Source organism: Acidovorax sp. LjRoot38, from assembly GCF_964252975.1.
Classification (GTDB): Bacteria; Pseudomonadota; Gammaproteobacteria; order Burkholderiales; family Burkholderiaceae_C; genus Acidovorax; species Acidovorax facilis.
Genome location: NZ_CAXUPT020000018.1, coordinates 31,527 through 53,687 on the forward strand (window position 1 = coordinate 31,527; position 22,161 = coordinate 53,687).

The following is a 22,161-nucleotide window of genomic DNA, read 5'->3' on the forward strand; positions in this document are numbered from 1 at the left end:
GGGCCTCTACCGTCAGAGCTCGCCCCGGGGGCCGCGGCCCATGAGCTGCGCCACGGCCTCGGCTGGTTGCAGGCGGCCGTCAAGCAGCGCCACGGCGGCCTCGGCGATGGGCATGTCCACACCCAGTGTCTGCGCACGCTGCACCACGGTGCGGGCGCTGTAGACGCCTTCCGCCACATGGCCCAGGGATTCCACCGCCTGCGCCAGGGTCTGGCCCTGTGCCAGCAGAATGCCCACGCGCCGGTTGCGCGACAGGTCGCCGGTGGCGGTCAGCACCAGGTCGCCCAGGCCGGACAGGCCCATGAAGGTGTCGGGCCGCGCGCCCAGCGCCAGGCCCAGCCGCGTCATCTCGGCCAAGCCGCGCGTGATGAGTGCGGCGCGGGCGTTGAGACCCAGCGCCAGCCCGTCGCACAGGCCGGTGGCAATGGCCAGCACGTTCTTCACCGCGCCGCCCACTTCCACGCCCACGATGTCTTCGTTGGCATACACGCGCACGCTCGGGCTGTGAAAGGCTTTGACCAGCGCATCGCGCACGGCGACATGGGCGCTGGCGGCCACCAGGGCTGTGGGCTGCCCCAGGGCGACTTCCTGCGCAAAGCTCGGGCCGCTGAATACGCCTGCTATCAAATCAGGAGCTACTTGGGCTTGTACTTCGTGCGCCAGCAGCCCAAAAGATGCTGAATTGGCACCGGCAGGCACCGCCTCGAAGCCCTTGCACAGCCAGGCCACAGGTGCCGTGCACCCGCGCAGCGCCAGCAGCATGCCGCGCAGGGCCGCCATGGGCGTGGCCACGATGACCAGGTCGGCACCTGGCAACAGCGCGCGGAAGTCGCCATCGACCACTGAGAGGGACGGGGGGAGGGCAATGCCCGGCAGGTAGCGGGCGTTTTGTGCCTGGGCGCGCATGCTTTGCGCCTGGGCTGCATCGCGGGCCCACAGGGTGACCGCGTGCCCGGCAGGGTGCTGGGCTGCGCTCATGGCGACCGCAGAGCCCCAGGCACCAGCGCCCAATACTATGATTTTCATAGCTGCTTGCGCTTATCTATCGGGCGGTAGAGGCCAAAAATAGCATTGATTTCAAGGGCCCACTGCGCTGTGCTTCGTCGGCCGTCCGTGGAACCGGCGTGGCCCAAGCGCGGTAGCCGCGGAACTGGCTTTGCCAGGCCGCTGGCTGCGTCCCCCTCCCGTAGCGCGCAGCGCGTAGAGAGCGGGGGAAGGCGCGAAGCGACTCAGGGGGCGTTTTACATCACTGCGTGATGATGGGCGAGGCTTGGCCGGCGGCCTGCGCTTGCTGCTGCTCGTACATGGCCTGGAAGTTGATTTCGGCCAGGTGGACGGGCGGGAAGCCAGCGCGGTTGATCACGTCGGCCACGTTGCCGCGCAGGTACGGGTACACGATCTGTGGGCAGGCGATGCCCATGATAGGGCCCATCTGGTCTTCGGGCACGTTGCGGATTTCGAAGATGCCGGCCTGCTTGGCTTCGACCAGGAACACGGTCTTGTCCTTGATCTTGGTCTGCACGGTAGCCGTCACGGCCACTTCAAAAATGCCTTCGGCCACGGGAGTGGCTTCCACACCCAGCTGGATGTCCACGCTGGGTTGCTCTTGTTCGAGCAGGATGCCGGGGGAATTGGGTTGCTCCAGCGACAGGTCCTTGAGGTAGACGCGTTGGATCTGGAACACGGGGTTTTCTTGATCGGCCATGGTGAAGTCTCTTTGAGCTTACAAAATTGCTAGCAAAACAAAACCCGCCGGGGAGCAGCTCCCGCAGCGGGCACATGGGGCTGCATTATGCAGCGCCCGGGGAGGGGGTCAGGCGCCCAACAAGGGCATGAGCTCGCCACGGCTGTCCAGCGCCACCAGATCGTCGTGGCCGCCCACATGGGTGTCACCGATGTAGATCTGCGGCACCGTGCGGCGGCCGGTGATCTCCATCATGTGGCTGCGCGCGGCGGGGTCGGTGTCGATGCGGATCTCCTCGATCTGCTCCACACCCTTGGACTTGAGGATCTGCTTGGCCCGGATGCAGTAGGGGCAGACGGCGGTGGTATACATCTTCACGGGTTGCATGGCGGACCTTCCTCTTTCTTCCTGTGGGGCTAAAAACCAGTGGCAAGACTATCGCGGACCCAATAACTGGGGGCGGATCAGGCTTTTTCCACAGGCAGGCTGGCTTCTCGCCAGGCCTTCAGGCCACCAGCGAGCGACTGGGCGTTTTCGTAGCCCAGCTTTTTAGCAATGGCGACGGCGCGGTTGGAGCGGGCGCCACTGGCACACACCAGCACCACGGGCAGGGCCTTGTTCTTGACCACGGTGGGCAGGCGCTCTTCGAGCTGGCCCAGGGGCACGTTCTTGGCTCCGTTCACGTGGCCGGCGGCGAATTCCTCGGTTTCGCAGACGTCGATGACCACCGCTTTTTCGCGGTTGATGAGCTGCACGGCGCGCGCTGGCGTCAGCGAGCCGCCACTGGCGTTCTTGAGGACCGGCCACAGCAACATGCTGCCCGAAGCCAGTGCAACGAGGAACAGATACCAGTTATCAATAATGAATTTCACGAAGCTTCCTTGGGTTGGCGAACAGCGTAATTCTAGAATGCTGGGTTTTGGCCCGCATTTTTTTGACCTGCCTTTCCTGGGGAAACCATGTACAAGCTCGTTCTGATTCGCCACGGCGAATCCACTTGGAACCTTGAAAACCGCTTTACCGGCTGGACCGACGTGGATCTCACGCCCACCGGTGTTTCCCAGGCCATGTCGGCCGGCAAGCTGCTCAAGGCCGAGGGCTACGAGTTCGACCTGGCGTTCACCAGCGTGCTCAAGCGCGCCATCCACACCCTGTGGTACACGCTGGACGAAATGGATTGCACCTGGCTGCCCGTCGTCAAGGACTGGCGCCTGAACGAGCGCCACTACGGTGCCCTGCAGGGCCTGAACAAGGCCGACATGGCCAAGCAGTACGGCGACGAGCAGGTGCTGGTGTGGCGCCGCAGCTATGACACCCCGCCGCCAGCGCTGGAAGCCACCGACCCCCGCAGCGAGCGCAGCGACCGCCGCTACGCCGCTCTGGCCGAAGGCAGCGTGCCGCTCACGGAATGCCTGAAGGACACCGTGGCCCGCGTGCTGCCGTTCTGGAACGATGCCATGGCACCGGCCATCCGCTCAGGCAAGCGCGTGGTGGTCGCCGCGCACGGCAATTCCATCCGCGCCCTGGTGAAGTACCTGGACAACATCTCCGAGTCGGACATCGTGGGCCTGAACATTCCCAACGGAATCCCGTTGGTATATGAACTGGACGCCGACCTCAAGCCCATCCGCCACTACTATCTGGGCGATGCAGAAGCGGCTGCCAAGGCAGCTGCGGCAGTGGCATCGCAAGGCAAGGCGTAAAGCCTGGGTAAAGACGGGGAAAACCCGCCGATACCCTGTCTAAAGTGAGTGCCTGCGCGGAACTGCAGCGGGTTTGGTCCTTCCAAGGTGTATATTGGTTTTGAAGCGGTAAAGGTGTTGTATGGGCCACAAACTCAAAATTGCGGGATGGGTATCGGTTGGTGTCGTGGCTGGGGCTCTGACGACGGTTTCGTTGCAGACGGTCGCGCGTGGTGCGATGACTCCGCTGCCGCTGGAAGAAATCCAGCAGCTGTCGGCAGTGTTTGGCCTCGTAAAGACCGACTATGTCGAACCGGTGGATGACAAGAAGCTCATCACCGACGCCATCTCCGGCATGGTCGCCAGCCTGGACCCGCACTCCCAGTATTTCGACAAGAAGTCTTTCAAGGAATTTCGCGAAGGCACTTCCGGCCGTTTTGTGGGGGTTGGTATCGAAATCACCCAGGAAGACGGCTTGATCAAGGTGGTGTCGCCCATCGAAGGGTCTCCCGCCTTCCGCGCTGGCCTCAAGACCAATGACCTGATCACCAAGATCGACGAAACGGCGGTCAAGGGCCTGTCCTTGAACGATGCCGTCAAGCGCATGCGTGGCGAGCCCAACACCAAGGTCACGCTCACCATCTTCCGCAAGGACGAGAGCCGCACCTTCCCGGTCACCATCACGCGCGAAGAGATCAAGACCCAGTCAGTCAAGGGCAAGGTGGTGGAGCCCGGCTACGCCTGGATCCGCCTGTCGCAGTTCCAGGAGCGCACGGTCGATGACTTTGTGCGCAAGGTGGAAGAGGTCTACAAGCAGGAACCCAACCTCAAGGGCCTGGTGCTCGACCTGCGCAACGACCCCGGCGGCCTGCTGGATGCGGCTGTGGCCGTGTCGGCCGCGTTCCTGCCAGAAAACGTCACGGTGGTCACGACCAACGGCCAACTGGCGGACAGCAAGGCCACTTACAAGGCCTCGCCCGACTTCTACCAGCGCCGTGGCGGGGGTGACCCGCTGCGCCGCCTGCCCGCAGCCCTCAAGTCCGTGCCACTCGTGGTGCTGGTGAATGAAGGCTCTGCGTCGGCCAGCGAGATCGTGGCGGGCGCTCTGCAGGACCACAAGCGCGCCACCATCATGGGCAGCCAGACCTTTGGCAAGGGCTCGGTGCAGACCGTGCGTCCGCTGGGGCCTGATACCGGCATCAAGCTGACCACCGCGCGCTATTACACCCCCAGCGGCAAGTCGATCCAGGCCAAGGGCATCGTGCCCGACGTGATGATCGACGAATCGGAAGAAGGCAACATCTTCGCTGCTTTGCGCATGCGCGAGGCCGATCTGGACAAGCACCTGGGCAGCGGCCAAGGCGAGGAAAAGAAGGATGAGGCCCGTGAAAAGGCCCGTGAAAGCGCCCTCAAGCGCATGGAAGAAGAAGCCAAAAAGCCTGCAGCAGAACGCAAGGCTCCAGAGTTCGGTTCGGACAAGGACTTCCAGCTCGTGCAGGCGCTCAACCAGCTCAAGGGCCGCCCCGTGCTGGTCAGCAAGACACTGACGGAACGCAAGGACGAAAAGAAAGAAAATTGAGCTTTCGCTCCCTGTGCTGAAGGCCGGATTTCCAGCGAAGTCCGGCCTTTTTTCTTGTCCTTCTTGCTCTTCTTTTCTTGAGACTCTCGCCATGACCGATGACCAGCTCCTGCGGTACTCCCGCCACATCCTGCTCGATGAGATGGGCATCGAGGGGCAGGAGCAGGTGCTGGCGTCCCATGCCCTCATCATCGGTGCGGGTGGCCTGGGCTCGCCTGCCGCGCTGTACCTGGCGTCTGCCGGTGTGGGGCACATCACCCTGGTGGACGACGATGTGGTGGACCTGACCAACCTGCAACGCCAAATCGCACACACCACCGCGCGCGTCGGCCAGCCCAAGGTGGCGTCTGCAGCCAGCGCCATGGCAGCTATCAACCCCGAAGTGCAGGTAACCGTGCTCCAGGCGCGCGCAGATGCCGCTGTGCTCGATACCTTGGTGCAGGACGCTTGCGTGGTGCTCGATTGCAGCGACAACTACGCAACACGCCACGCCGTCAATGCGGCCTGTGTGCGCCATCGCAAGCCCCTTGTTGCGGGGGCCGTCATTCGCTTTGATGCCCAGATCACGGTGGTGGACCCGCGCCAGGCTGCGTCGCCCTGTTACGCCTGTATTTTTCCGCCTGAGGCGGATTTTGAAGAGGTGCGTTGCTCCACCATGGGCGTGTTTGCCCCGCTGGTGGGCGTGGTGGGTGCCCTGCAGGCGGCCGAGGCGCTCAAGCTGCTTGCAGGCATCGGGACGTCACTGGCTGGGCGTTTGTTGATGCTGGATGGACGGTCCATGGAGTGGAGCACGATGAACGTGGCGCGTGCGCCGCACTGCACGGTGTGTGTTGCTCGGTAGGATTACTCCTACAGCGTCCGCGTGCGGCGGCTGGCAGAATCCGCTCAGCTGAGCCACTAAATTTGAGGCTCGACCAGCGTAAATGTGCGTTGGTAGTGAAACGGGACCCTTCTGTGAAACTCCGCACCTATATCGTTGAAGACAACGCCACCATTCGAGAGAACCTGATCGGGACGCTCGAAGAATTGGCGTCCGTAGAGGCGGTAGGGGTCGCTGAGACCGAGGACGAGGGCAAGAACTGGCTCGCCACCCATGGTGAGCAGTGGGATCTTGCAATAGTGGATCTTTTCCTGCGCCAAGGCAGTGGGCTGGGGGTCCTGGCAGCATGCCGCTCGCGCCGCCATGGCCAGAAGATGGTGGTGCTGAGCAACTACGCGACACCCGATGTGCGCATGCGTTGTGCACAGCTTGGGGTGGATGCGGTCTTCGACAAATCCAACGAAATTGATGCGCTGGTGGACTACTGCATCCAGCACAGCAGCAGTCCTGCGGGAATGGAAGCTGGCCAGTCCCTGTCGTCGCCTGGCCATTCGCTGTGATGCTGCGCCCTGCAGCGCGGGCGCGCGCGGCGGGGCTTTTTATTTTCTACTCTTCTCGCCAGCGGGCTGAGTCAGGCCCAATGACCCCGGACTGAGGCCACTGCTCCATGTCAGTCAATCAAGCGGTTCTTGAGCGCGTAGTAGGTCAGATCGCTGTTGGACGACAGGCTCATCTTTTCCATCAATCGCGTGCGATAGGTGCTCACCGTCTTGACGCTGAGCGACAAGGCCTTGGCGATATCGCCTGCCGTCTCTCCCTTGGCCAGCTTGAGGAACACCTGGAACTCGCGTTCCGACAACTGCTCGTGGGGCGGTGCGTCGTCCTTGCGATTGAGTTGCTGGGCCAGCAGTTCGGCCACGGCAGGCGTCAGGTAGCGGCGGCCCAGCGCAATAGTGCGGATCGCCTCCACGATTTCAGAGGGTTCGCACTCCTTGTTCAGGTAGCCGCTCGCGCCCTGGCGGATCAGGTTGATCGCGTAGTGCTCTTCGGGGTAGCCGCTCAGAATCAGGATACCCATGTCCGGGGCCTTGGCCCGCAGCATGGCCAGCGCATCCAGCCCGCTCTGTCCGGGCATCGACAGGTCCATGAGCAGGACATCAATTTCCTTGTTGCGCACCAGGTCGATGGCTTCACGGCCGTTGGAGGCCTCACCCTCCACCCGCAGATCCACATGCTCGGACAGGAACTGCCGCAGCCCGGAACGAACTATCGCGTGGTCATCCACAATGCCAATCTTGATCATCGATCTTTCTTTCGCAGGGCGGTGATGCCGCTCCTGATGTTTGTTGGTTGGAAAGCTTCTCCGGCACGTCATCCCTGTTGGCAGGGTGGTGCCCGGTCTTCACACATTATCCAGAATACCGCGTATGAGTCTTAAAGAAAACACCCGCATCTGGCTGCCCAAGGTCCGCAAGATGGCCTTGAGCCTGCCCATGGCGTTGCTGGCGGCGATGGTGCTGGTGGGTATCAACGAAACGGGTCACATGCGCTCACAAGATGCGGTGGAGCAGATGAGCCACGGTCAGAACACGCGCAAGGCCGTCAACCTGTTGCTGCAGAGCATGCTGGACGCAGAAACCGGGCAGCGTGGCTATCTGCTCACCGGCAACGAGACTTATCTGGAGCCTTACGACAAGGCGGTGGCTACCGTGCAGACCAACCTGGACGGCTTGCGCGGGCTGTTCATGGATGCCCCCGAAGACATGCAGGAATTTGCGCTGCTGTCGCGGCAGATATCCCGCAAGCTCGCGGAGATGGAACTGAGCCTGCGTTTGCGCCGGCAGGGCAATGAAGATGCCTGGAAGTTCATCCTGCATACCGACGTGGGCAAGGAGCACATGGAGGCCATCCGCAAGCACGCGCTGGAGTTGATTGCCCGCAGCGACATGCACGTGAAACAAGGCCAGGACCAGATCGAGCAGTCGCTCATGCTGTCGCGCATTGGTATTGCCACGGTGACGGTCATTGGCTTGCTGGCGTTCTACATGTATCTGCGCCAGGCGCAGGCGCTGCAGGTCGTTAACCAGCGCGAACAGGCCCTGCTGGAGCGCGAACGGGACCGCCTCGAAGGCCTTGTAAAGGCCCGTACCGCAACTCTTTCCGAGCTGGCAAACCATCTGCAGCAAGTACGTGAAGATGAGCGTGGGCACCTTGCGCGCGAGCTGCACGATGAGCTGGGTGCGCTGCTCACTGCGGCCAAGCTGGATGTTGCGCGGCTCAAGTCCAGGATCGACGCCAACGCTCCCGAGGTGGCAGAGCGGCTCAAGCACCTGACCGAAACGCTCAACAGCGGTATTGCGCTCAAGCGCCGCATCATTGAAGACCTGCGGCCCTCATCGCTCTCCAACCTCGGACTGACGGCCGCGATCGAGATCCTCACCCGCGAATATGCCGAACGCGCAGGTATCGAAGTGGAAACGAGCCTGGAATCCGTGCAGTTGCCTGATGCCTCGCAACTCACGGTGTACCGCATGGTGCAGGAGGCGTTGACCAACATCGGCAAATACGCCAAAGCTAGCAAGGTGCTGGTGTCGGTACACGGTTACCCCACGCATGTGGCAGTTCAGGTGCGCGACGATGGCGAGGGGTTCGATCCCGCCACGGTGCGTCCTACCTCGCACGGGCTGTCGGGAATGCGCCACCGCGTGGAGTCTGCGGGCGGCAGGCTGTCCATCACCTCGCGCCCGGGCAACGGCACCCTGGTCTCTGCCGTGCTCCCGCTGCAGCGCCATGGCGCCGAGGCGTCGTCGCAGCCGCCCTCTCTGGCCGCTTGACCTAGCGGCCTTGGGCCAGGGATAGCGAGCCGCAGCGCGCCGTCCTACAGGCGGCCCGCTGTGCCGCCGACAGGCTGGCGCGCCGGGCACCGGCATCTTTGACTCTCCATGCTCCTTATAGTCGATTCCAGGCGCTGAAATTCATGTGCCAACCCACCCGCCGGCAACCGGCCCCCTCAAGAGGAGAAGGAGAAAGAAATGTTGCACTACGCAGTTGTTTTTCTGGTGATCGCGCTGATCGCAGCCCTGTTCGGCTTTGGCGGTATTGCTGCCGGTGCCGTGGGCATCGCCAAGATTCTGTTCTTCGTGTTCGTCATCATGGCGGTTGTGACCTTCGTACTGGGTCTGCTCAAAAAGGGCTGACGCCCCGGCCGTGAAACCAAGCATTCCGCATCCACCCCTTCAAGGAGTTTCCGCATGAGTATCCAGACCGCTACCGACAAAGTTGCCAACGGCGCACGCCATCTCGCAGATGATGTGCTGCAAAGCGCCCAAGACGCCGTGCAGTCCACCCGCACGGCCGCCAACACCTCGCTGGAAAAAGCCGAAGAAGGCGTACGTGCCCTCCGCAGCCAGACCGACCCCGTCATTGACGACTTGGCAGCGCGTGCCCAGGATCTGGCAGCCCGCAGCATCGGCTATTGCGCAGAAACCAGTGCCCGTGCCCGTCGCCAGATGCAGCATGCAGCAGACGCCACCACCAAGTATGTGGCGGAGCAACCCGGCAAATCGATCGTAATCGCCGCAGCATCGGGTGCCGTGCTCGCAACCCTGGTGCTCTGGATGTCGCGCCGCAAGCACGCCTACTGAAGCCTGTCTCTATCCCTACAGTCCGCCGGTCGCGGAGGGTGCAACAGACCGGCAGATTGCAATCTTCCAGCACCCGCGTTCCCAACCATTTTCAAACAAGGACAACACCATGAAATACGCACGTGCACTCGCCTTTGCCGCTGTCGCTGGCATCACCATCATCACGGCCACGGGCTGCTCGGTGGCCCGTGAACAACAGACCGTTGGCGCCTATGTAGATGACGCCGGCATCACCACCGCCGTCAAGGCAAAAATGGCTGAAGACAAATCCGTCTCCGCCACCTCGATCAGCGTGGAAACGCTCAACGGCACGGTGCAGCTCTCGGGCTTTGCCAAGTCGCAAGCTGAAAAGAACCAGGCTGAAGCCATCGCACGCAACACCAAGAATGTGCGTGAAGTGCGCAACAGCATCGTGGTTCGTCCCTGACCGGATGCCTGAACATTGCGCTGCGGGCTTCCTGCCGGTAGCGCATAGGCACTGACCGCTGAGCAGGCTCCGGGTACCTCCTGGGGCCTGCTTTTTTCATGGGGCGCCAGCAGGCATACCCCTGGGTCTTGCTCGTTTGCCACACCCCACCGGGTATAAGCTCCACACCATGCGGGTATTCAATTGCGACCATTGCGGTCATCTGGTTTTTTTCGACAGCGTGCAGTGTCTGCACTGTGGCAGCGCGCTGGCATTTTTGCCCGATGTGTTGACCATCGCGGCCCTGGCGCCTGCGCCGCAGGATGGCGCCGACCTGTGGCGCCGCCGGGGCGGGCGCGGTGGCTCGGATTACAGCGGTCGCTTGTACCGTATGTGCCGCAACCATACCGAACACCAGGCCTGCAACTTTGCCGTGCCTGCCAACGACTATGCAGAACTGTGTGTCTCGTGCCGCCAGACCCGGGTGTTGCCCGATCTGTCGGAGCCCGCGAACATGGGCCGCTGGATGCAGATCGAGGCCGCCAAGCGGCGCCTGTTTTACAGCCTGGCCCGCTTGGGCCTGGAGCCCGCCCCCGGGCGCACCGGACCCGTTTTTGAATTTTTGGCCGAGGTGCCCGGTGGTCCGCCGGTGTTGACGGGCCACCACAGCGGAACGATTACGCTGAATGTGGCCGAGGCCGATGACGATGAGCGCGCACGCCGCCGCATCGCGCTGGGTGAGCCCTACCGCACGCTGATTGGCCACCTGCGCCATGAGTCCGGCCATTTTTATTGGGACCAGCTGGTGCGCGACGGCGGCCGCCTGGAAGATTTTCGCCAGATGTTTGGCGATGAGCGCCAGGACTACGCCGCCGCGCTGGAGGCTCACTACGCCAAGGGCAACGACCTGGGCGACTGGGCTGACCACCATGTCAGCGCCTATGCCACTGCCCACCCCTGGGAAGACTGGGCCGAAACATGGGCCCATTATCTGCACATGATCGATCTGCTGGAGACGTCGGCCAGCTACGCGACCGAGGTCACGATCCCGGGCATTTATGGGGCGCAGCGCAGCAGCGCCATCGACCCGTTTGCCAGCCCGGCGCCTGATTTCCAGTCGATGGTGCAGCACCTGGTGCCGCTGACACTGCTGCTCAACAGCCTCACCCGCAGCTTGGGGCAGCCAGATGCCTATCCGTTTGCGTTGGCAGGCGAGGTGCTGGCCAAACTGCGGTTTGTGCATGACGTGGTGCGCGAAGCCGCCCGGCGGCCCGTCCCAGTCGCCGCTCCGGCTCCGCAGCCCGCACCGGTTCCCAAACAAAACGTCAAAAAAAATAGCAAAACAACCAGTAAGGACGTGCGCTAGCGCCATTTTTTCCTTTTTTTGCCTGCATCAAAGAGCGGCAAGGACGGCGGCCTGGAACTTGCTAGGTATCTGCCATGGGGCTGTTGAAACCCCTTGAGCAGCCAGTACCGAGCCACACACGACGCCAAGGGAGGGCGCGACCATGCTGAGCCGCACCGCTGACCATCTTTTCTGGATGGCACGCTATACCGAGCGCGCCGAAAATACGGCGCGCATGCTGGATGTGAATTACCAGAGCGCGCTGCTGCCGCAATCGACCGAGGTCGCCAAGCAGGGCTGGCAAGGGTTGCTGTCCATCAGCGAGCTGCTGCCCGCCTACACCACCCAGCATGGCGAAGTGACTCCGGCGAAGGTGCTGGACTTCATGGTCAAGGACCCTTCCAACCCCTCGTCCATTCTGGCCTGCCTGCAGGCCGCGCGCGAGAACGCGCGGGCCGTGCGCGGTGCGCTCAACACCGAGGCCTGGGAGATCCAGAACCAGACCTGGCTCGAAGTGAACCGCCTGATCGCCAGCGGTGCACTGGAGCAGGACCCGGCGCGATTCTTCGAATGGGTGAAGTTCCGATCGCACCTCTCGCGGGGTGTGACGGTGGGCACCATGCTGCAGGACGAGGCGCTGCACTTCATGCGCCTGGGCACCTTTCTGGAGCGGGCCGACAACACGGCGCGGCTGCTGGATGTGAAGTTTCACGCGGTGCAGAGCGACTTCATGGGCGCGGCCACGGCGCAGGACCAAGACTACGATTTCTACCACTGGAGCGCCATCTTGCTCAGCGTGTCGGGCTTCGAGACCTACCGCAAGGTATACCGCGACGTGATCACGCCCGAACGTGTGGCCGAGCTGCTGATCCTGCGGGCCGACATGCCCCGCTCACTGCACGCTTGCATGAAAGAGGTGCTGGGCAACCTCGACATGCTGGGCAGCGGCCAGTCGGCCGAGACCCAGCGGCACGCGGGGCGGCTGCTGGCGCACCTCAAGTTCGCACGCATCGATGAAATCCTCACCCATGGACTGCACGCCTACCTCACCCAGTTTCTGGAGCGGGTGAACGACCTGGGTGCGCGGATCAGCCGGGATTTTCTGGTGCCTGCGGCGGTGTGAGGGGCGTATCTGGCGCGTCTGGCGCAGCGGCCGTAGCGGCGGGCACCGGCTCCACCGTCACGCCCACCTGCAGCACATGGTGGTCGCCGCCGTGGATCACGCCGCGCAGCGGCGACACATCCGAAAAATCGCGGCCGATGGCCAGGGTCACGTAGTCCTCGCCCGCCGCGCGGTCGTTGGTGGGGTCCAGGTCAAACCAGGTGTTGTCGTCTGATGCGCCATCACTTTCGTCGGCTGCCGGTGACCACACCGACACCCAGGCGTGCGAGGCATCGGCCCCCACCAGCCGGGGTTGTCCGGGCGGGGGCTCGGTCAGCAGGTAGCCGCTCACATACCGCGCCGCCAGGCCCAGGCTGCGCAGGCAGCCGATCATCACGTGGGCAAAGTCCTGGCACACGCCCCGGCGCAGCCGCAGCGATTCGAGCGCGGGCGTGCCCGCGTCGGTGGCGTTGGAGGTGTAGGCAAAGTCGGCATGGATGCGCGACATCAGGTGGCGGGCAGCCTGCATCAGCGGGCGGCCGGGTGCAAAGCTCTCGGCGGCATAGGCCACAAAGTCGGCATGCCGGGGAATATAGGGCGACGCAAAGCTGAACTCGGTGGCCGCGTGGTAGGGCTGGCCGCGCCGATAACCCAGGCGCTCGCGCACGGCCTCCCAGGGCTCGCCGGGCGGTGCGGCGGGCACGGGCAGGGTCTCCAGCAGGCTTTCGGCGCGCACCCGCAGTTGCTCGTGGGTGAACGGCAGGCTGAAGAACGCGCGGGTGTTGCCAAACACGTCCTGCACCATGTTGCACTGTGTTGGGGCGGGGTCCACCTGCAGGCTGTGGGTCAGCACGCGCTGCACCACACCGGTGCGCGGGCGCAGATGGGCCATGTGCTGGGCGTTCTGCACCGCCGGGCTGTAGTGGTACACCGTTTCGTGGATGACGCGCAGTTTCATAAAAATCCAGGCCTTGAAGTCGGACGCAGGGTGCGAAACTGGCACGCCCGAGGCGAGGGCGACCGAGCAAGGGCCGCCCCGCAGCAAAGGCTGCGTGCCCCTGCCCGCATCGCGCAGGGATGCGAGAGCGGGGGGAAGGCGCGAAGCGCCTCAGGGGGGTGTCCCATATCAAGCTCCTACGCTGTGCCGCAACGCATCGATGGAGTGGGTGAAGTAGCGCGTGGCCAGCACATCCGACAAGCCCATTACACCCCGCACACACTGGCCCAGATAATCCTCCAGCGCGGCATGGCGGCCTTCGGCATCCTGCGCGCACAGGGCCACCAGCGACAGGTCGGACGCTTCGGGGATGCCCGTGGCCGCAGACTCTCCGGGCGTACCGGCGGCCGCTTCGATCTTGGCAATGCGCCCGCGCAGCGTCTGCGCGACCCAGGCCAGCGAGCGGGGGTTGTCGCGGTCGATCACCAGCAGGTCCAGCAGGGCGGGCATGTCGCGCCGCTGCTGGTACTGCGCGTGGAAGGTGATGGTGCTGTCAAACAGTGCCACCATGGCCTCGAAGCCGCCTTCATCGTGCACGGCGCCGGTCTGCAGGCCGCTTTCCAGCGCCGAGGCCAGAAAGCCCAGGCGTTCCAGGTGGCGCCCGATGGACAGCAGGCGCCAGCCGTCGTCGCGGGTCATGCGGTCGGTCTGCTGGCCCGTCATGGCTGCGGTGTGGCCGCTCAGGCCTTCCAGCTGGCGCAGCGCGTCCAGCGGCGAATAGTCGCCGTCGTCTTCGGCTCCTGTGCGGGGCGCAAAAAACTCCGCCTCGGCGCGCACGATGAGGTTCCAGTGTTCCTGCGACAAACGGTCGCGCACGGCCGAGGCCGCACCCAGGATGCCGCGCAGGTTGTAGCCCACGCTGGTCACCTGCGCGGGCTGCGTCAGCCCGGCGATCAGCGAGCGCTCGAACACGCGCCGTGCCTGCCCGGCCGCAGGCACGGTCGGCAGCACCAGCCCCTGGCTCACGCCCATGGCGCTCAGCCAGGTCAGCAGCGGCTGCGAGGTCTGGTCCTCCCCATTGAGGCATTGCAGCGTGATGCGCGCCAGGCGCGTGACGTTCTCGGTGCGTTCGGTGTAGCGACCCAGCCAGAACAGGTTTTCGGCCGCGCGGCTGGTCACCTGGCGGCTGCGGTGCACCACGGCGGGCGCGGCCTGGTTGTGGGCCAGCAGCGTGGTGGTGTCCACGGGGCCATCTGTCTGCACCCATACATCGGCGCTGCTGCCGCCGCGCTGCATGGATGTAATGCCGCTGTCGCCCTGGGCCAGGCGGGCCAGCCCGCCCGGCAACACGCGCCACGAGCCGGGGCCGTCGCACACCGCAAACACGCGCAGCATCACCGAGCGGGGGGCGATGGGGCCACCGCCCTGGCCCGCACCCTCTGCGGCGTCACTGCGCCAGGTGGGCATTTGCGACAGCGGCAGGTGGGCCTGCACGGTGTACTCGTCGCCCTGGGCCTCGATGCGAGCGGACCACTGCGCCAGGTCTTGTGCCGACAGCGCACCGCCCAGCACGGGCACGCGCTGCGCCATGGGCCAGGTGGGGCGGATCACGCTGTGCGCGAGCTGCGGCAGCACCGCCTGCATGGCCGAGCGCTCGCCACACCACCAGGTGGGCAGCGACGGCAGGGCCAGCTCTTCGCCCAGCAGGTGGCGCGACAGCGCGGGCATGAAGCCCAGCAGCGCCGACGATTCGAGAAACGCCGAGCCCGGCGCATTGGCCACCAGCACGTTGCCCGCGCGGATGGCCTGCAGCAGGCCGGGCACGCCCAGGCGCGAGTCGCTGCGCAGCTCCAGCGGGTCCAGAAACTCGTCGTCCAGGCGCTTGAGGATGCCGTGCACCGGCTGCAGGCCATGCAGCGTCTTGAGGTACAGGCGCGCGTCGCGCACGGTGAGGTCGTTGCCCTCCACCAGCGTCAGACCCAGGTAGCGCGCCAGGTACGCGTGCTCAAAGTAGGTCTCGTTGTACGGGCCGGGCGTGAGCAGCACGATGCGCGCATCCGCCCCCGCCGGGCTCATCTGCCGCAGCCCGTCGAGCAGCGCACGGTAGGTGGCGGCCAGGCGCTGCACATGCATCTGGCTGAACGCCTCGGGGAACAGGCGCGAGATGAGCAGCCGGTTCTCCAGCAAATATCCCAGGCCTGAGGGCGCCTGCGTGCGCTGCGTCACCACCCACCAGTCGCCCTGCGCATCGCGCGCCATGTCGAACGCCGCGATGTGCAAATGGGTGCCGCCCACGGGCTGCACGCCATGCATGGCGCGCAGGTAGCCCGGGTGGCCCTGCACCAGCGCGCTGGGCAGCAGGCCTTTGCGCAGCAGCTCCTGCGGGCCATACACGTCGGCCATCACGCGGTTGAGCAGGCGTGCGCGTTGCAGCACGCCGCGCTCGATGTGTGCCCAGTCGACCTGCGAAAGGATCAGCGGGAACAGGTCCACCGACCAGGGCCGCTGCGGGCCGTCGGCGTCGGCATAGACGTTGTAGGTGATGCCGTTGTCGCGCACCTGGCGCTGCAGGCTCTGCATGCGCCGGTCCAGGTCCTGGAAGCCCTCGGGCCCCAATTGATCGAAGAATTGGGCCCAGGCGCCAGTGATATCTGGCTTGTTTGCTATTGATTTGGAAGTGACTGATGCAGTGGCAGCACCAGGGGCGTCCGCCACGCTGGCACCCCGCAGCTCGTCAAAATGCCCGGCCGCCGCAGCGGGCGCCAGTGCAGCCGCCAACTGGGCTGCGCTGTCAGAAGGGTCGGGGGTGGGGAGGCTGTCGTTGAGGTGGTTCACTGCGCTCGATTTTCGGGCATTTGGTCGACAACACTCTGCGGGTAACCCACAGCCTTCAAAACCGGCGCGATCCCTACCAGGGACGCCAAGCAAGGGCCGCCCCGCAGCAAGGGCGCCGTCCCCCTGGGGGGAAGGCGCGCAGCGACTCAGGGGGGCTTCTCTACCTCCGCATCTTTCGCCGCAGATCCAGCGTGAACGGAAACTCCCGGCTGCCCGGCAGTTCAATGGTCGCAGGTGGCACCGCCAGCCGCCCCGGCGTGTGCCCCATGCGCGAGAAGCGCGCCAGGCGGCGGCTTTCGGCCTCATAGGCGTTGACCGGGAAGGTGTCGTAGTTGCGCCCGCCCGGGTGTGCCACGTGGTACTGGCAGCCGCCGAGCGAGCGGTTCATCCAGGTGTCCACGATGTCGAACGTGAGCGGTGCGTGGGCGCCAATGGTGGGGTGCAGGGCCGAGGGCGGGTTCCAGGCCTTGTAGCGCACACCCGCCACAAACTCGCCGGTCGTGCCTGTGCTTTGCAGGGGCAGCGGCTGGCCGTTGACGGTGACCACATGGCGGCTTTCGTTCATGCCCGTCACGCGCACCTCGATGCGCTCCAGCGACGAGTCCACATAGCGCACCGTGCCACCGGCCGAGCCTTCCTCGCCCATCACATGCCAGGGCTCCAGCGCGTTGCGCAGGGTCAGCTCCACACCCATCGATTGGACGGTGCCGACCATGGGGAAGCGGAACTCGAACTGCGGCGCAAACCAGGCCGCGTCAAACGCGTAGCCTGCGGCGTTCATCTCGGCCAGGACGTCGTGCATGTCCTGCTGGATGAAGGTGGGCAGCATCCAGCGGTCGTGCAGCTCTGTGCCCCAGCGGGCGGCGGGCGCGCGGTAGGGCGCCTTCCAGAAGCGGGCGATCAATGCGCGCAGCAGCAGCTGCTGCACCACGCTCATGTGGGCGTGGGGCGGCATCTCAAAGGCGCGCAGCTCCAGCAGGCCCAGGCGGCCGGTGCTGCTGTCGGGCGAGAACATCTTGTCGATGGAAAACTCGCTGCGGTGGGTGTTGCCCGTCACGTCCACCAGGATGTTGCGCAGTGTGCGGTCCACCAGCCAGGGCGGCATGTCCTGGCCATAGGTTGCGCGGTTGGTTTCGATCTCGCGCAGTGCAATCTCCAGCTCATACAGCTGGTCGTTGCGCGCCTCGTCCACGCGCGGCGACTGGCTGGTGGGGCCGATGAACAGGCCGCTGAACAGATAGCTCAGGCTGGGGTGGTTGTGCCAGTACAGCAGCAGGCTGGCCAGCAGCTCGGGCTTGCGCAAGAAGGGCGAGTCGGCCGGTGTGGCGCCGCCCATCACAAAGTGGTTGCCGCCACCGGTGCCGGTGTGGCGGCCATCGGTCATGAACTTCTCGGCCGACAGGCGCGTCTCCCACGCGGCCTGGTACAGAAACTCGGTGTGCTGCACCAGCTCCTTCCAATGGCTGGCGGGGTGGATGTTCACTTCGATCACGCCCGGGTCGGGCGTGACTGCCAGCACTTTGAGGCGCGCATCGCGCGGCGGCGGGTAGCCTTCCAGCACGATCTTCATGCCCAGCTCTTCGGCCGTGGCTTCGATGGCGGCCAGCAGGTCCAGGTAATCATGGAGGCGCGACAGCGGCGGCATGAAGACATAGAGCACGCCGTATTTCTCGCCCACCTTCTCGGCCTTGGGGCCGCTGGCGCGGCGTGGGTCGCGCACCTCCACGCACAGCGCCGTGCGCGACAGGCCTGCGGCGGACTGGAACTTGCCGGGTGGCTGCACGCCCGCATGCGGGTCGGGCTGACCGGACAGGCGCGCGTTATCACCACCCGCAGTGCTCTGCGTTACGCGCCGTGCCTCGCCAGGAGCGGTGGCGCCTGCCAGGTAGGGCAGGTCGCGGTCGCCAGTGACGGGGCCGGATGGCACGGAATACCGCGCCCGCAGCGTGGTGGCTGCGGCCAGCGGGCTCTGGGGCGCGGTCGGGTCTTGCGGGATCAGGTGCTCGGTGTCCGATGCCTTCACCCAGGGCAGGGCGTCCAGCGGCAGGCGGTAGCCCATGGGCGAATCGCCGGGGATGAGCAGCATGCGGTCATCGCGGAAGAACCACGGCCCGGTACTCCACACGCTGCCCGCCAGCGTGCCCGCGCCTTCGCCTGCCTGCAGCGGCAGCACATAGCCCACCACGCTGTCGAGTTTTTGCTCGAACACGCGGCGCAGGCGGGCGCGCTCCAGCTCGTCGTCCAGGCGCGCGTCAAACGGGTCCACGTTGACCGGCAGGCGCCGCTCGCGCCACAGGTAGTAGAAGGTGTCCTCATAACCGGGCTGGATGTAGCGGTCCGTCACGCCCAGTTTGCGCGTGAGGTGGCGCACAAAACGCTCGGCGTCGGCGCTGGTGTAGTGGGATGGGTCGCGTTCGTCAGCAAACAGCGCGGGGTTCTGCCACGCGGGCTGGCCGTCGGCGCGCCAGCAGATCGACAGCGCCCAGCGCGGCAGCTGCTCGCCCGGGTACCACTTGCCCTGGCCAAAGTGCAGGAAGCCGCCCTGTCCATATTCGGCACGCAGCTTGTGCGTGAGTTCGGTGGCAAAGCCGCGTTTGGTGGGGCCCAGGGCATCGGTGTTCCACTCGGGCGCGTCGCGGTCGCCCACGGCCACAAAGGTGGGCTCGCCGCCCATCGTCAGCCGCACGTCGCCCGCCACCAGGTCGGCGTCCACCCGCTCGCCCAGCGCCAGCACGGCCTGCCACTGGTCTTCGGTGTAGGGCTTGGTCACGCGGGGCGATTCAAAGATGCGCGTCACGCGCATCTCGTGGCTGAACTCCACCTCGGCCTTGTCCACGCCGCCTTCAATCGGCGCGGCGCCCGAGGGCTGGGGTGTGCAGGCCAGCGGGATATGGCCCTCGCCCGCCATCAGGCCGCTGGTGGCATCCAGGCCGATCCAGCCTGCGCCGGGCAGGTAGACCTCGCACCAGGCGTGCAGGTCGGTGAAGTCGTGGTCGGTGCCGCTGGGGCCGTCCAGCGCCTTCACGTCCGGCGTGAGCTGGATCAGGTAGCCCGACACAAACCGCGCCGCCAGCCCCAGGTGGCGCAGCAGCTGCACCAGCAGCCAGCCGGAGTCGCGGCACGAGCCGCTGGCTTTTTGCAGCGTCTCCTCGGGTGTCTGCACGCCGGGCTCCAGGCGGATCAGGTAGCGGATGTCCTGCGAGACCTGCTGGTTGAGCTTGACCAGGAAATCGATGGTGCGCTGCTTGCTACGGTCCACCTTGTCCAGATAGGCCTGCACCAGCGGTGTCATCGGGTCGGTGGCCAGGTAGGGCGCCAGCTCCTGCTGCACATCGCTGCTGTACTTGAAAGGGATGTTCTCGGCCTCGGGCTCCAGGAAGAAGTCGAAGGGGTTGTACACCGCCATTTCCACCACCAGATCCACGGTGACCTTGAACTCGCGCGTCTTCTCGGGGAAGACCAGCCGCGCCTGGTAGTTGGCAAACGGGTCCTGCTGCCAGTTGATGAAGTGCTGCGCAGGCTCGACCTTGAGCGAATACGAAATGACGTTGCTGCGGCAGTGGGGCGCGGGCCGCAATCGGATGGTCTGCGGCCCGAGGCCTACCAGCCGGTCGTATTGGTAATGCGTGACGTGGTGGAGCGCGGCGTGGATGGGCATATGCAGGCCATGCTAGCAAGTCCCGAGCCATCGCGGGCAACTATTCCGGGGGCGGTGACAAGCGGTCATCGGCTGTTCACAATGTGCGGTCCATGCCCCGCTCCCGAGGCTGTCTCCCTTTTGCTGACCGCGCACCAACTTGGTGATGCCCTGATTCACCCATGTCCCATTCCCCCCACCTTCTGCTCCTGCCCGGCCTCGCGGCCGATGAACGCATGTGGCGCGGCGTGCTGCCGCTGCTGCCCGCCGCGCTGCGCCCCGCTGTCGCCACGGCCCACCAGGATGTGGGTCTGCACACCATCGAGGACTTTGCCGCCCGGCTGCTGGCACAGCACGCGGGGCCACTGGTGCTGGCCGGTGCATCGATGGGCGGCATGATCGCCATGGAAGCCGCGCGCCAAGCGCCGCAGCGTGTGGCCGGGCTCGCGCTGCTGGGCACCACCGCGCGGCCCGAGACGCCGGATATGCGGGCGCTGCGCGAAGCCGCTATCGAACTCTTTGAACAAGGCCGCCTGCGCGAAGTGATCGAGCCCAACGTGGCCTTTGCCTTTCATCCTGACAACGCCACGCGGCCTGAGCTGGTGCAGGCCTATCTCGACTTTGTGCTGGACGCAGGCGCCTCCCACCTGGTTCGCCAGAACCGCGCCGTCATCCATCGGCCCGATGCCCGCCAGCACCTGCCCGGCGTGGCCTGCCCGGTGCTGGTGGTATGCGGCGAGGCTGACCAGCTCACGCCGCCCGAATGTTCGGCTGAGATTGCGGCGCTGGTGCCCGGTGCTGAGCACCACCTCTTGCCGGACAGCGGCCACATGCTGACCATGGAGCAACCTGAAACGGTGACACGGCTGCTGGTGCAGTGGTTGGCGCGCAGCGGATGGATCTGACCTGAGCTTCCTTCCTCTCGCCTTGTGGACGAGGGCGCAGTGGTGGGCGGGATGGACTTAGAGCGGCTCAAAAAACTCAGCGAAGCGGCCATCCCTAGACGTTCGGCCTCAGGCAGTACAAGGAGTACGGCAAGGTGGGACAACGACGCCAGGGAAGTTTGTGAGGCGCTCTCAGGCAGTTTGTCGCGCTGGCTTTGTCTCGGGCGCCAATTGTGTTGCCGCATACCAGCTGCGCAGCTTGCCGGGGTTGAGCAGGCCCTGCGGGTCGAAGCGGCGCTTCATGCCCACCACGGCCGGGTCCAGGTGGTTCTGCTTGCCGTCTTCCACGATGTATACGTGCGGGTTGTTGATCTGCACGCCGTGGTCGCGGTAGATCTGCATGATCTGGTTCAGGCGCTCCTCGGTGGTGTAGCGGATGATCTGCAGCCCGCTGCAGTTGAAGGCGCCTTCCTTGGTGCGCAAGAACTCCAGGTGCATCATCACCTCGCCCTTCAGCGCAGCCTCCAGCGCCTTCACCTGCTTGAGGCGGTGCATGGGGTTGAAGCCGCTCTGGATGTAGGTCAGGCCCTTGTCCACCTTGAGGGCGTGCAGGGTGGTGTGGTTCCAGGTGTATTCGAGCAGCGTCTTGTGGCTGCCGGCCACTTCGTCGGCGGTCTTGCGGTAGGTAATCTGGCCGCCGTGCTGAGCCACCATATCGCGCATGCCGGCTTCGGAGTGCGGGGCTACCAGCGTCAGCACCGCGTGCTGGTCGGCGGGCAAGTGCTCGGCCAGGCTGGTGAAGTATTGCGGGATGGGTGCGGCCAGAAAACACACCTCTTTTTTCTCCAGCCCGGGGGCGCTGCCAAAGCGGTCGGCAAATTCCAGCGCGTCGTCAAACTTGTCGAAGGTAGCGATGCATTCGGTCCACTCCACGGCAGGGGCCAGGGCTACTTCCAGCTCCAGCACGATGCCGTTGGTGCCGTAGGTGTGGTGCAGCAGCATGGCTTCGGGGCCGTGCAGTTCGATGATCTGCGGTTCGGGCTCCACCGTCATCGCACGCACGGCCAGCACGTTGCCGGGCGCGGCCAGCGGGCCGTGGTTGATGGAGCCTGCCCCCCCAAAGCCGCCGCCAAACAGCCCGCCCAGCGTGGCGCTGCGGTAGGTGCTGGGCAGCCAGCGCAGCTCTTGCCCATGGGGCTTGGCCTGCGCATCAAAGTCTGCCAGCCGGATGCCCGACTGCGCGCGGCCCACACCGCCGCGCACCCAGCCAAACGCGTTGTAGCCCGACAGGTCCAGGATCACGCCGCCGTGCAGCGGCGTGCTTTGCCCGTAGTTGCCGGTGCCGCTGCCGCGCACGGTGAGGGGAATGCCCGCGCTGGCGCAGGCGGCCACCACCTGGCGGATTTCTGCTTCGGTGCGCGGGCGCACGGCGATGTCGCCGCGCTTGCCCGCCAGGTCACGCTTGAGCACGGGGCTGAACCAGGCAAAGTCCTGTGAGAGGCGGCCCACGCGCAGCGGGTCGGCGATCCAGTCGAGGCCGGGCAGCAGGTCGGGCAGTTGATGGGCGGTGGTGGTCATGTCGGTATCTCCTTGGCCGCTGGTGGCC

Annotated in this window: 20 protein-coding genes; 11 read left to right on the forward strand and 9 right to left on the reverse strand. The window is 65.2% G+C overall.

The window, feature by feature from the left end:
* Positions 1-12: 12 nt before the first annotated feature.
* The 4 genes from ACSQ22_RS23380 to ACSQ22_RS23395 form a co-directional block, all read right to left on the reverse strand.
* Positions 13-1,026: an NAD(P)H-dependent glycerol-3-phosphate dehydrogenase gene (locus ACSQ22_RS23380; RefSeq protein WP_436131702.1), complete on the reverse strand. Its 1,014-nt coding sequence runs from the start codon at positions 1,024-1,026 to the stop codon at positions 13-15.
* 220 nt (positions 1,027-1,246) lie between these two features.
* Positions 1,247-1,705 (reverse strand): protein-export chaperone SecB, encoded by a 459-nt coding sequence (gene secB, locus ACSQ22_RS23385; RefSeq protein WP_055395502.1) that lies wholly within the window; start codon positions 1,703-1,705, stop codon positions 1,247-1,249.
* Positions 1,706-1,813: 108 nt separating this feature from the next.
* The gene (gene grxC, locus ACSQ22_RS23390) at positions 1,814-2,071 is read right to left on the reverse strand and encodes a glutaredoxin 3 (RefSeq protein ID WP_015015481.1); all 258 of its coding nucleotides are present in this window, start codon (positions 2,069-2,071) and stop codon (positions 1,814-1,816) included.
* Positions 2,072-2,148: 77 nt separating this feature from the next.
* Entirely contained in the window at positions 2,149-2,556 is a 408-nt protein-coding gene (locus ACSQ22_RS23395; protein WP_121420926.1) for a rhodanese-like domain-containing protein, read from the reverse strand.
* A gap of 87 nt (positions 2,557-2,643) precedes the next feature.
* Between ACSQ22_RS23395 and gpmA the strand changes: the two genes are divergently transcribed.
* From gpmA to ACSQ22_RS23415, 4 genes are all read left to right on the forward strand, one after another.
* On the forward strand, positions 2,644-3,387 hold the full coding sequence (gene gpmA / locus ACSQ22_RS23400; RefSeq protein WP_055395498.1) for a 2,3-diphosphoglycerate-dependent phosphoglycerate mutase: 744 nt from the start codon (positions 2,644-2,646) through the stop codon (positions 3,385-3,387).
* A 121-nt stretch (positions 3,388-3,508) separates the two neighbouring features.
* Positions 3,509-4,945 (forward strand): S41 family peptidase, encoded by a 1,437-nt coding sequence (locus tag ACSQ22_RS23405; protein WP_055395496.1) that lies wholly within the window; start codon positions 3,509-3,511, stop codon positions 4,943-4,945.
* A 91-nt stretch (positions 4,946-5,036) separates the two neighbouring features.
* A complete protein-coding gene (locus ACSQ22_RS23410; protein WP_055395491.1) occupies positions 5,037-5,786 on the forward strand; it encodes a HesA/MoeB/ThiF family protein in 750 nt (249 codons plus the stop codon).
* A 113-nt stretch (positions 5,787-5,899) separates the two neighbouring features.
* Positions 5,900-6,325, forward strand: a complete 426-nt coding sequence (locus ACSQ22_RS23415) for a response regulator (protein ID WP_436131703.1) — start codon at positions 5,900-5,902, stop codon at positions 6,323-6,325.
* 110 nt (positions 6,326-6,435) lie between these two features.
* On the opposite strand, the gene ACSQ22_RS23420 is transcribed toward ACSQ22_RS23415, so the two are convergent.
* Positions 6,436-7,068: a response regulator gene (locus ACSQ22_RS23420; RefSeq protein ID WP_010463169.1), complete on the reverse strand. Its 633-nt coding sequence runs from the start codon at positions 7,066-7,068 to the stop codon at positions 6,436-6,438.
* Between the two features lie 124 nt (positions 7,069-7,192).
* Between ACSQ22_RS23420 and ACSQ22_RS23425 the strand changes: the two genes are divergently transcribed.
* The 6 genes from ACSQ22_RS23425 (at position 7,193) to ACSQ22_RS23450 (ending at position 12,283) form a co-directional block, all read left to right on the forward strand.
* Positions 7,193-8,599 carry a sensor histidine kinase gene (locus tag ACSQ22_RS23425; protein WP_121420923.1) on the forward strand — a complete coding sequence of 469 codons (1,407 nt, stop codon included), beginning with the start codon at positions 7,193-7,195 and terminating at the stop codon, positions 8,597-8,599.
* 198 nt (positions 8,600-8,797) lie between these two features.
* On the forward strand, positions 8,798-8,962 hold the full coding sequence (locus tag ACSQ22_RS23430) for a DUF1328 domain-containing protein (RefSeq protein ID WP_010463174.1): 165 nt from the start codon (positions 8,798-8,800) through the stop codon (positions 8,960-8,962).
* 54 nt (positions 8,963-9,016) lie between these two features.
* The gene (locus ACSQ22_RS23435; RefSeq protein WP_436131704.1) at positions 9,017-9,409 is read left to right on the forward strand and encodes a hypothetical protein; all 393 of its coding nucleotides are present in this window, start codon (positions 9,017-9,019) and stop codon (positions 9,407-9,409) included.
* Positions 9,410-9,518: 109 nt separating this feature from the next.
* Positions 9,519-9,836 carry a BON domain-containing protein gene (locus tag ACSQ22_RS23440; RefSeq protein ID WP_055395483.1) on the forward strand — a complete coding sequence of 106 codons (318 nt, stop codon included), beginning with the start codon at positions 9,519-9,521 and terminating at the stop codon, positions 9,834-9,836.
* A gap of 169 nt (positions 9,837-10,005) precedes the next feature.
* Positions 10,006-11,181 (forward strand): zinc-binding metallopeptidase family protein, encoded by a 1,176-nt coding sequence (locus tag ACSQ22_RS23445; RefSeq protein ID WP_436131705.1) that lies wholly within the window; start codon positions 10,006-10,008, stop codon positions 11,179-11,181.
* 142 nt (positions 11,182-11,323) lie between these two features.
* Entirely contained in the window at positions 11,324-12,283 is a 960-nt protein-coding gene (locus ACSQ22_RS23450; protein ID WP_431150365.1) for an alpha-E domain-containing protein, read from the forward strand.
* On the opposite strand, the gene ACSQ22_RS23455 is transcribed toward ACSQ22_RS23450, so the two are convergent.
* From ACSQ22_RS23455 to ACSQ22_RS23465, 3 genes are all read right to left on the reverse strand, one after another.
* Positions 12,249-13,220 (reverse strand): transglutaminase family protein, encoded by a 972-nt coding sequence (locus tag ACSQ22_RS23455; RefSeq protein WP_436131706.1) that lies wholly within the window; start codon positions 13,218-13,220, stop codon positions 12,249-12,251. The genes ACSQ22_RS23450 and ACSQ22_RS23455 overlap by 35 nt on opposite strands.
* A gap of 168 nt (positions 13,221-13,388) precedes the next feature.
* Positions 13,389-16,034, reverse strand: a complete 2,646-nt coding sequence (locus ACSQ22_RS23460) for a circularly permuted type 2 ATP-grasp protein (RefSeq protein ID WP_436131707.1) — start codon at positions 16,032-16,034, stop codon at positions 13,389-13,391.
* Between the two features lie 160 nt (positions 16,035-16,194).
* A complete protein-coding gene (locus ACSQ22_RS23465; protein ID WP_436131708.1) occupies positions 16,195-19,692 on the reverse strand; it encodes a DUF2126 domain-containing protein in 3,498 nt (1,165 codons plus the stop codon).
* A gap of 161 nt (positions 19,693-19,853) precedes the next feature.
* Here ACSQ22_RS23465 and ACSQ22_RS23470 point away from each other — a divergent pair, with 161 nt between their 5' ends.
* Positions 19,854-20,576, forward strand: coding sequence for an alpha/beta fold hydrolase (locus ACSQ22_RS23470; RefSeq protein WP_436131709.1), 723 nt, complete (start codon positions 19,854-19,856; stop codon positions 20,574-20,576).
* Between the two features lie 171 nt (positions 20,577-20,747).
* Here the strand turns inward: ACSQ22_RS23470 and ACSQ22_RS23475 are convergent, their stop codons facing one another.
* Positions 20,748-22,133 (reverse strand): FAD-binding oxidoreductase, encoded by a 1,386-nt coding sequence (locus tag ACSQ22_RS23475; protein WP_436131710.1) that lies wholly within the window; start codon positions 22,131-22,133, stop codon positions 20,748-20,750.
* Positions 22,134-22,161: the final 28 nt, after the last annotated feature.

Coding starts and splice junctions, on each gene's coding strand:
- ACSQ22_RS23380 (WP_436131702.1), bottom strand. CDS start 1,026: ATGAAAATCATAGTATTGGGCGCTGGTGCCTGGGGCTCTGCGGTCGCC.
- secB (WP_055395502.1), bottom strand. CDS start 1,705: ATGGCCGATCAAGAAAACCCCGTGTTCCAGATCCAACGCGTCTACCTC.
- grxC (WP_015015481.1), bottom strand. CDS start 2,071: ATGCAACCCGTGAAGATGTATACCACCGCCGTCTGCCCCTACTGCATC.
- gpmA (WP_055395498.1), top strand. CDS start 2,644: ATGTACAAGCTCGTTCTGATTCGCCACGGCGAATCCACTTGGAACCTT.
- ACSQ22_RS23405 (WP_055395496.1), top strand. CDS start 3,509: ATGGGCCACAAACTCAAAATTGCGGGATGGGTATCGGTTGGTGTCGTG.
- ACSQ22_RS23410 (WP_055395491.1), top strand. CDS start 5,037: ATGACCGATGACCAGCTCCTGCGGTACTCCCGCCACATCCTGCTCGAT.
- ACSQ22_RS23420 (WP_010463169.1), bottom strand. CDS start 7,068: ATGATCAAGATTGGCATTGTGGATGACCACGCGATAGTTCGTTCCGGG.
- ACSQ22_RS23425 (WP_121420923.1), top strand. CDS start 7,193: ATGAGTCTTAAAGAAAACACCCGCATCTGGCTGCCCAAGGTCCGCAAG.
- ACSQ22_RS23430 (WP_010463174.1), top strand. CDS start 8,798: ATGTTGCACTACGCAGTTGTTTTTCTGGTGATCGCGCTGATCGCAGCC.
- ACSQ22_RS23435 (WP_436131704.1), top strand. CDS start 9,017: ATGAGTATCCAGACCGCTACCGACAAAGTTGCCAACGGCGCACGCCAT.
- ACSQ22_RS23440 (WP_055395483.1), top strand. CDS start 9,519: ATGAAATACGCACGTGCACTCGCCTTTGCCGCTGTCGCTGGCATCACC.
- ACSQ22_RS23445 (WP_436131705.1), top strand. CDS start 10,006: ATGCGGGTATTCAATTGCGACCATTGCGGTCATCTGGTTTTTTTCGAC.
- ACSQ22_RS23450 (WP_431150365.1), top strand. CDS start 11,324: ATGCTGAGCCGCACCGCTGACCATCTTTTCTGGATGGCACGCTATACC.
- ACSQ22_RS23455 (WP_436131706.1), bottom strand. CDS start 13,220: ATGAAACTGCGCGTCATCCACGAAACGGTGTACCACTACAGCCCGGCG.
- ACSQ22_RS23465 (WP_436131708.1), bottom strand. CDS start 19,692: ATGCCCATCCACGCCGCGCTCCACCACGTCACGCATTACCAATACGAC.
- ACSQ22_RS23470 (WP_436131709.1), top strand. CDS start 19,854: ATGTCCCATTCCCCCCACCTTCTGCTCCTGCCCGGCCTCGCGGCCGAT.
- ACSQ22_RS23475 (WP_436131710.1), bottom strand. CDS start 22,133: ATGACCACCACCGCCCATCAACTGCCCGACCTGCTGCCCGGCCTCGAC.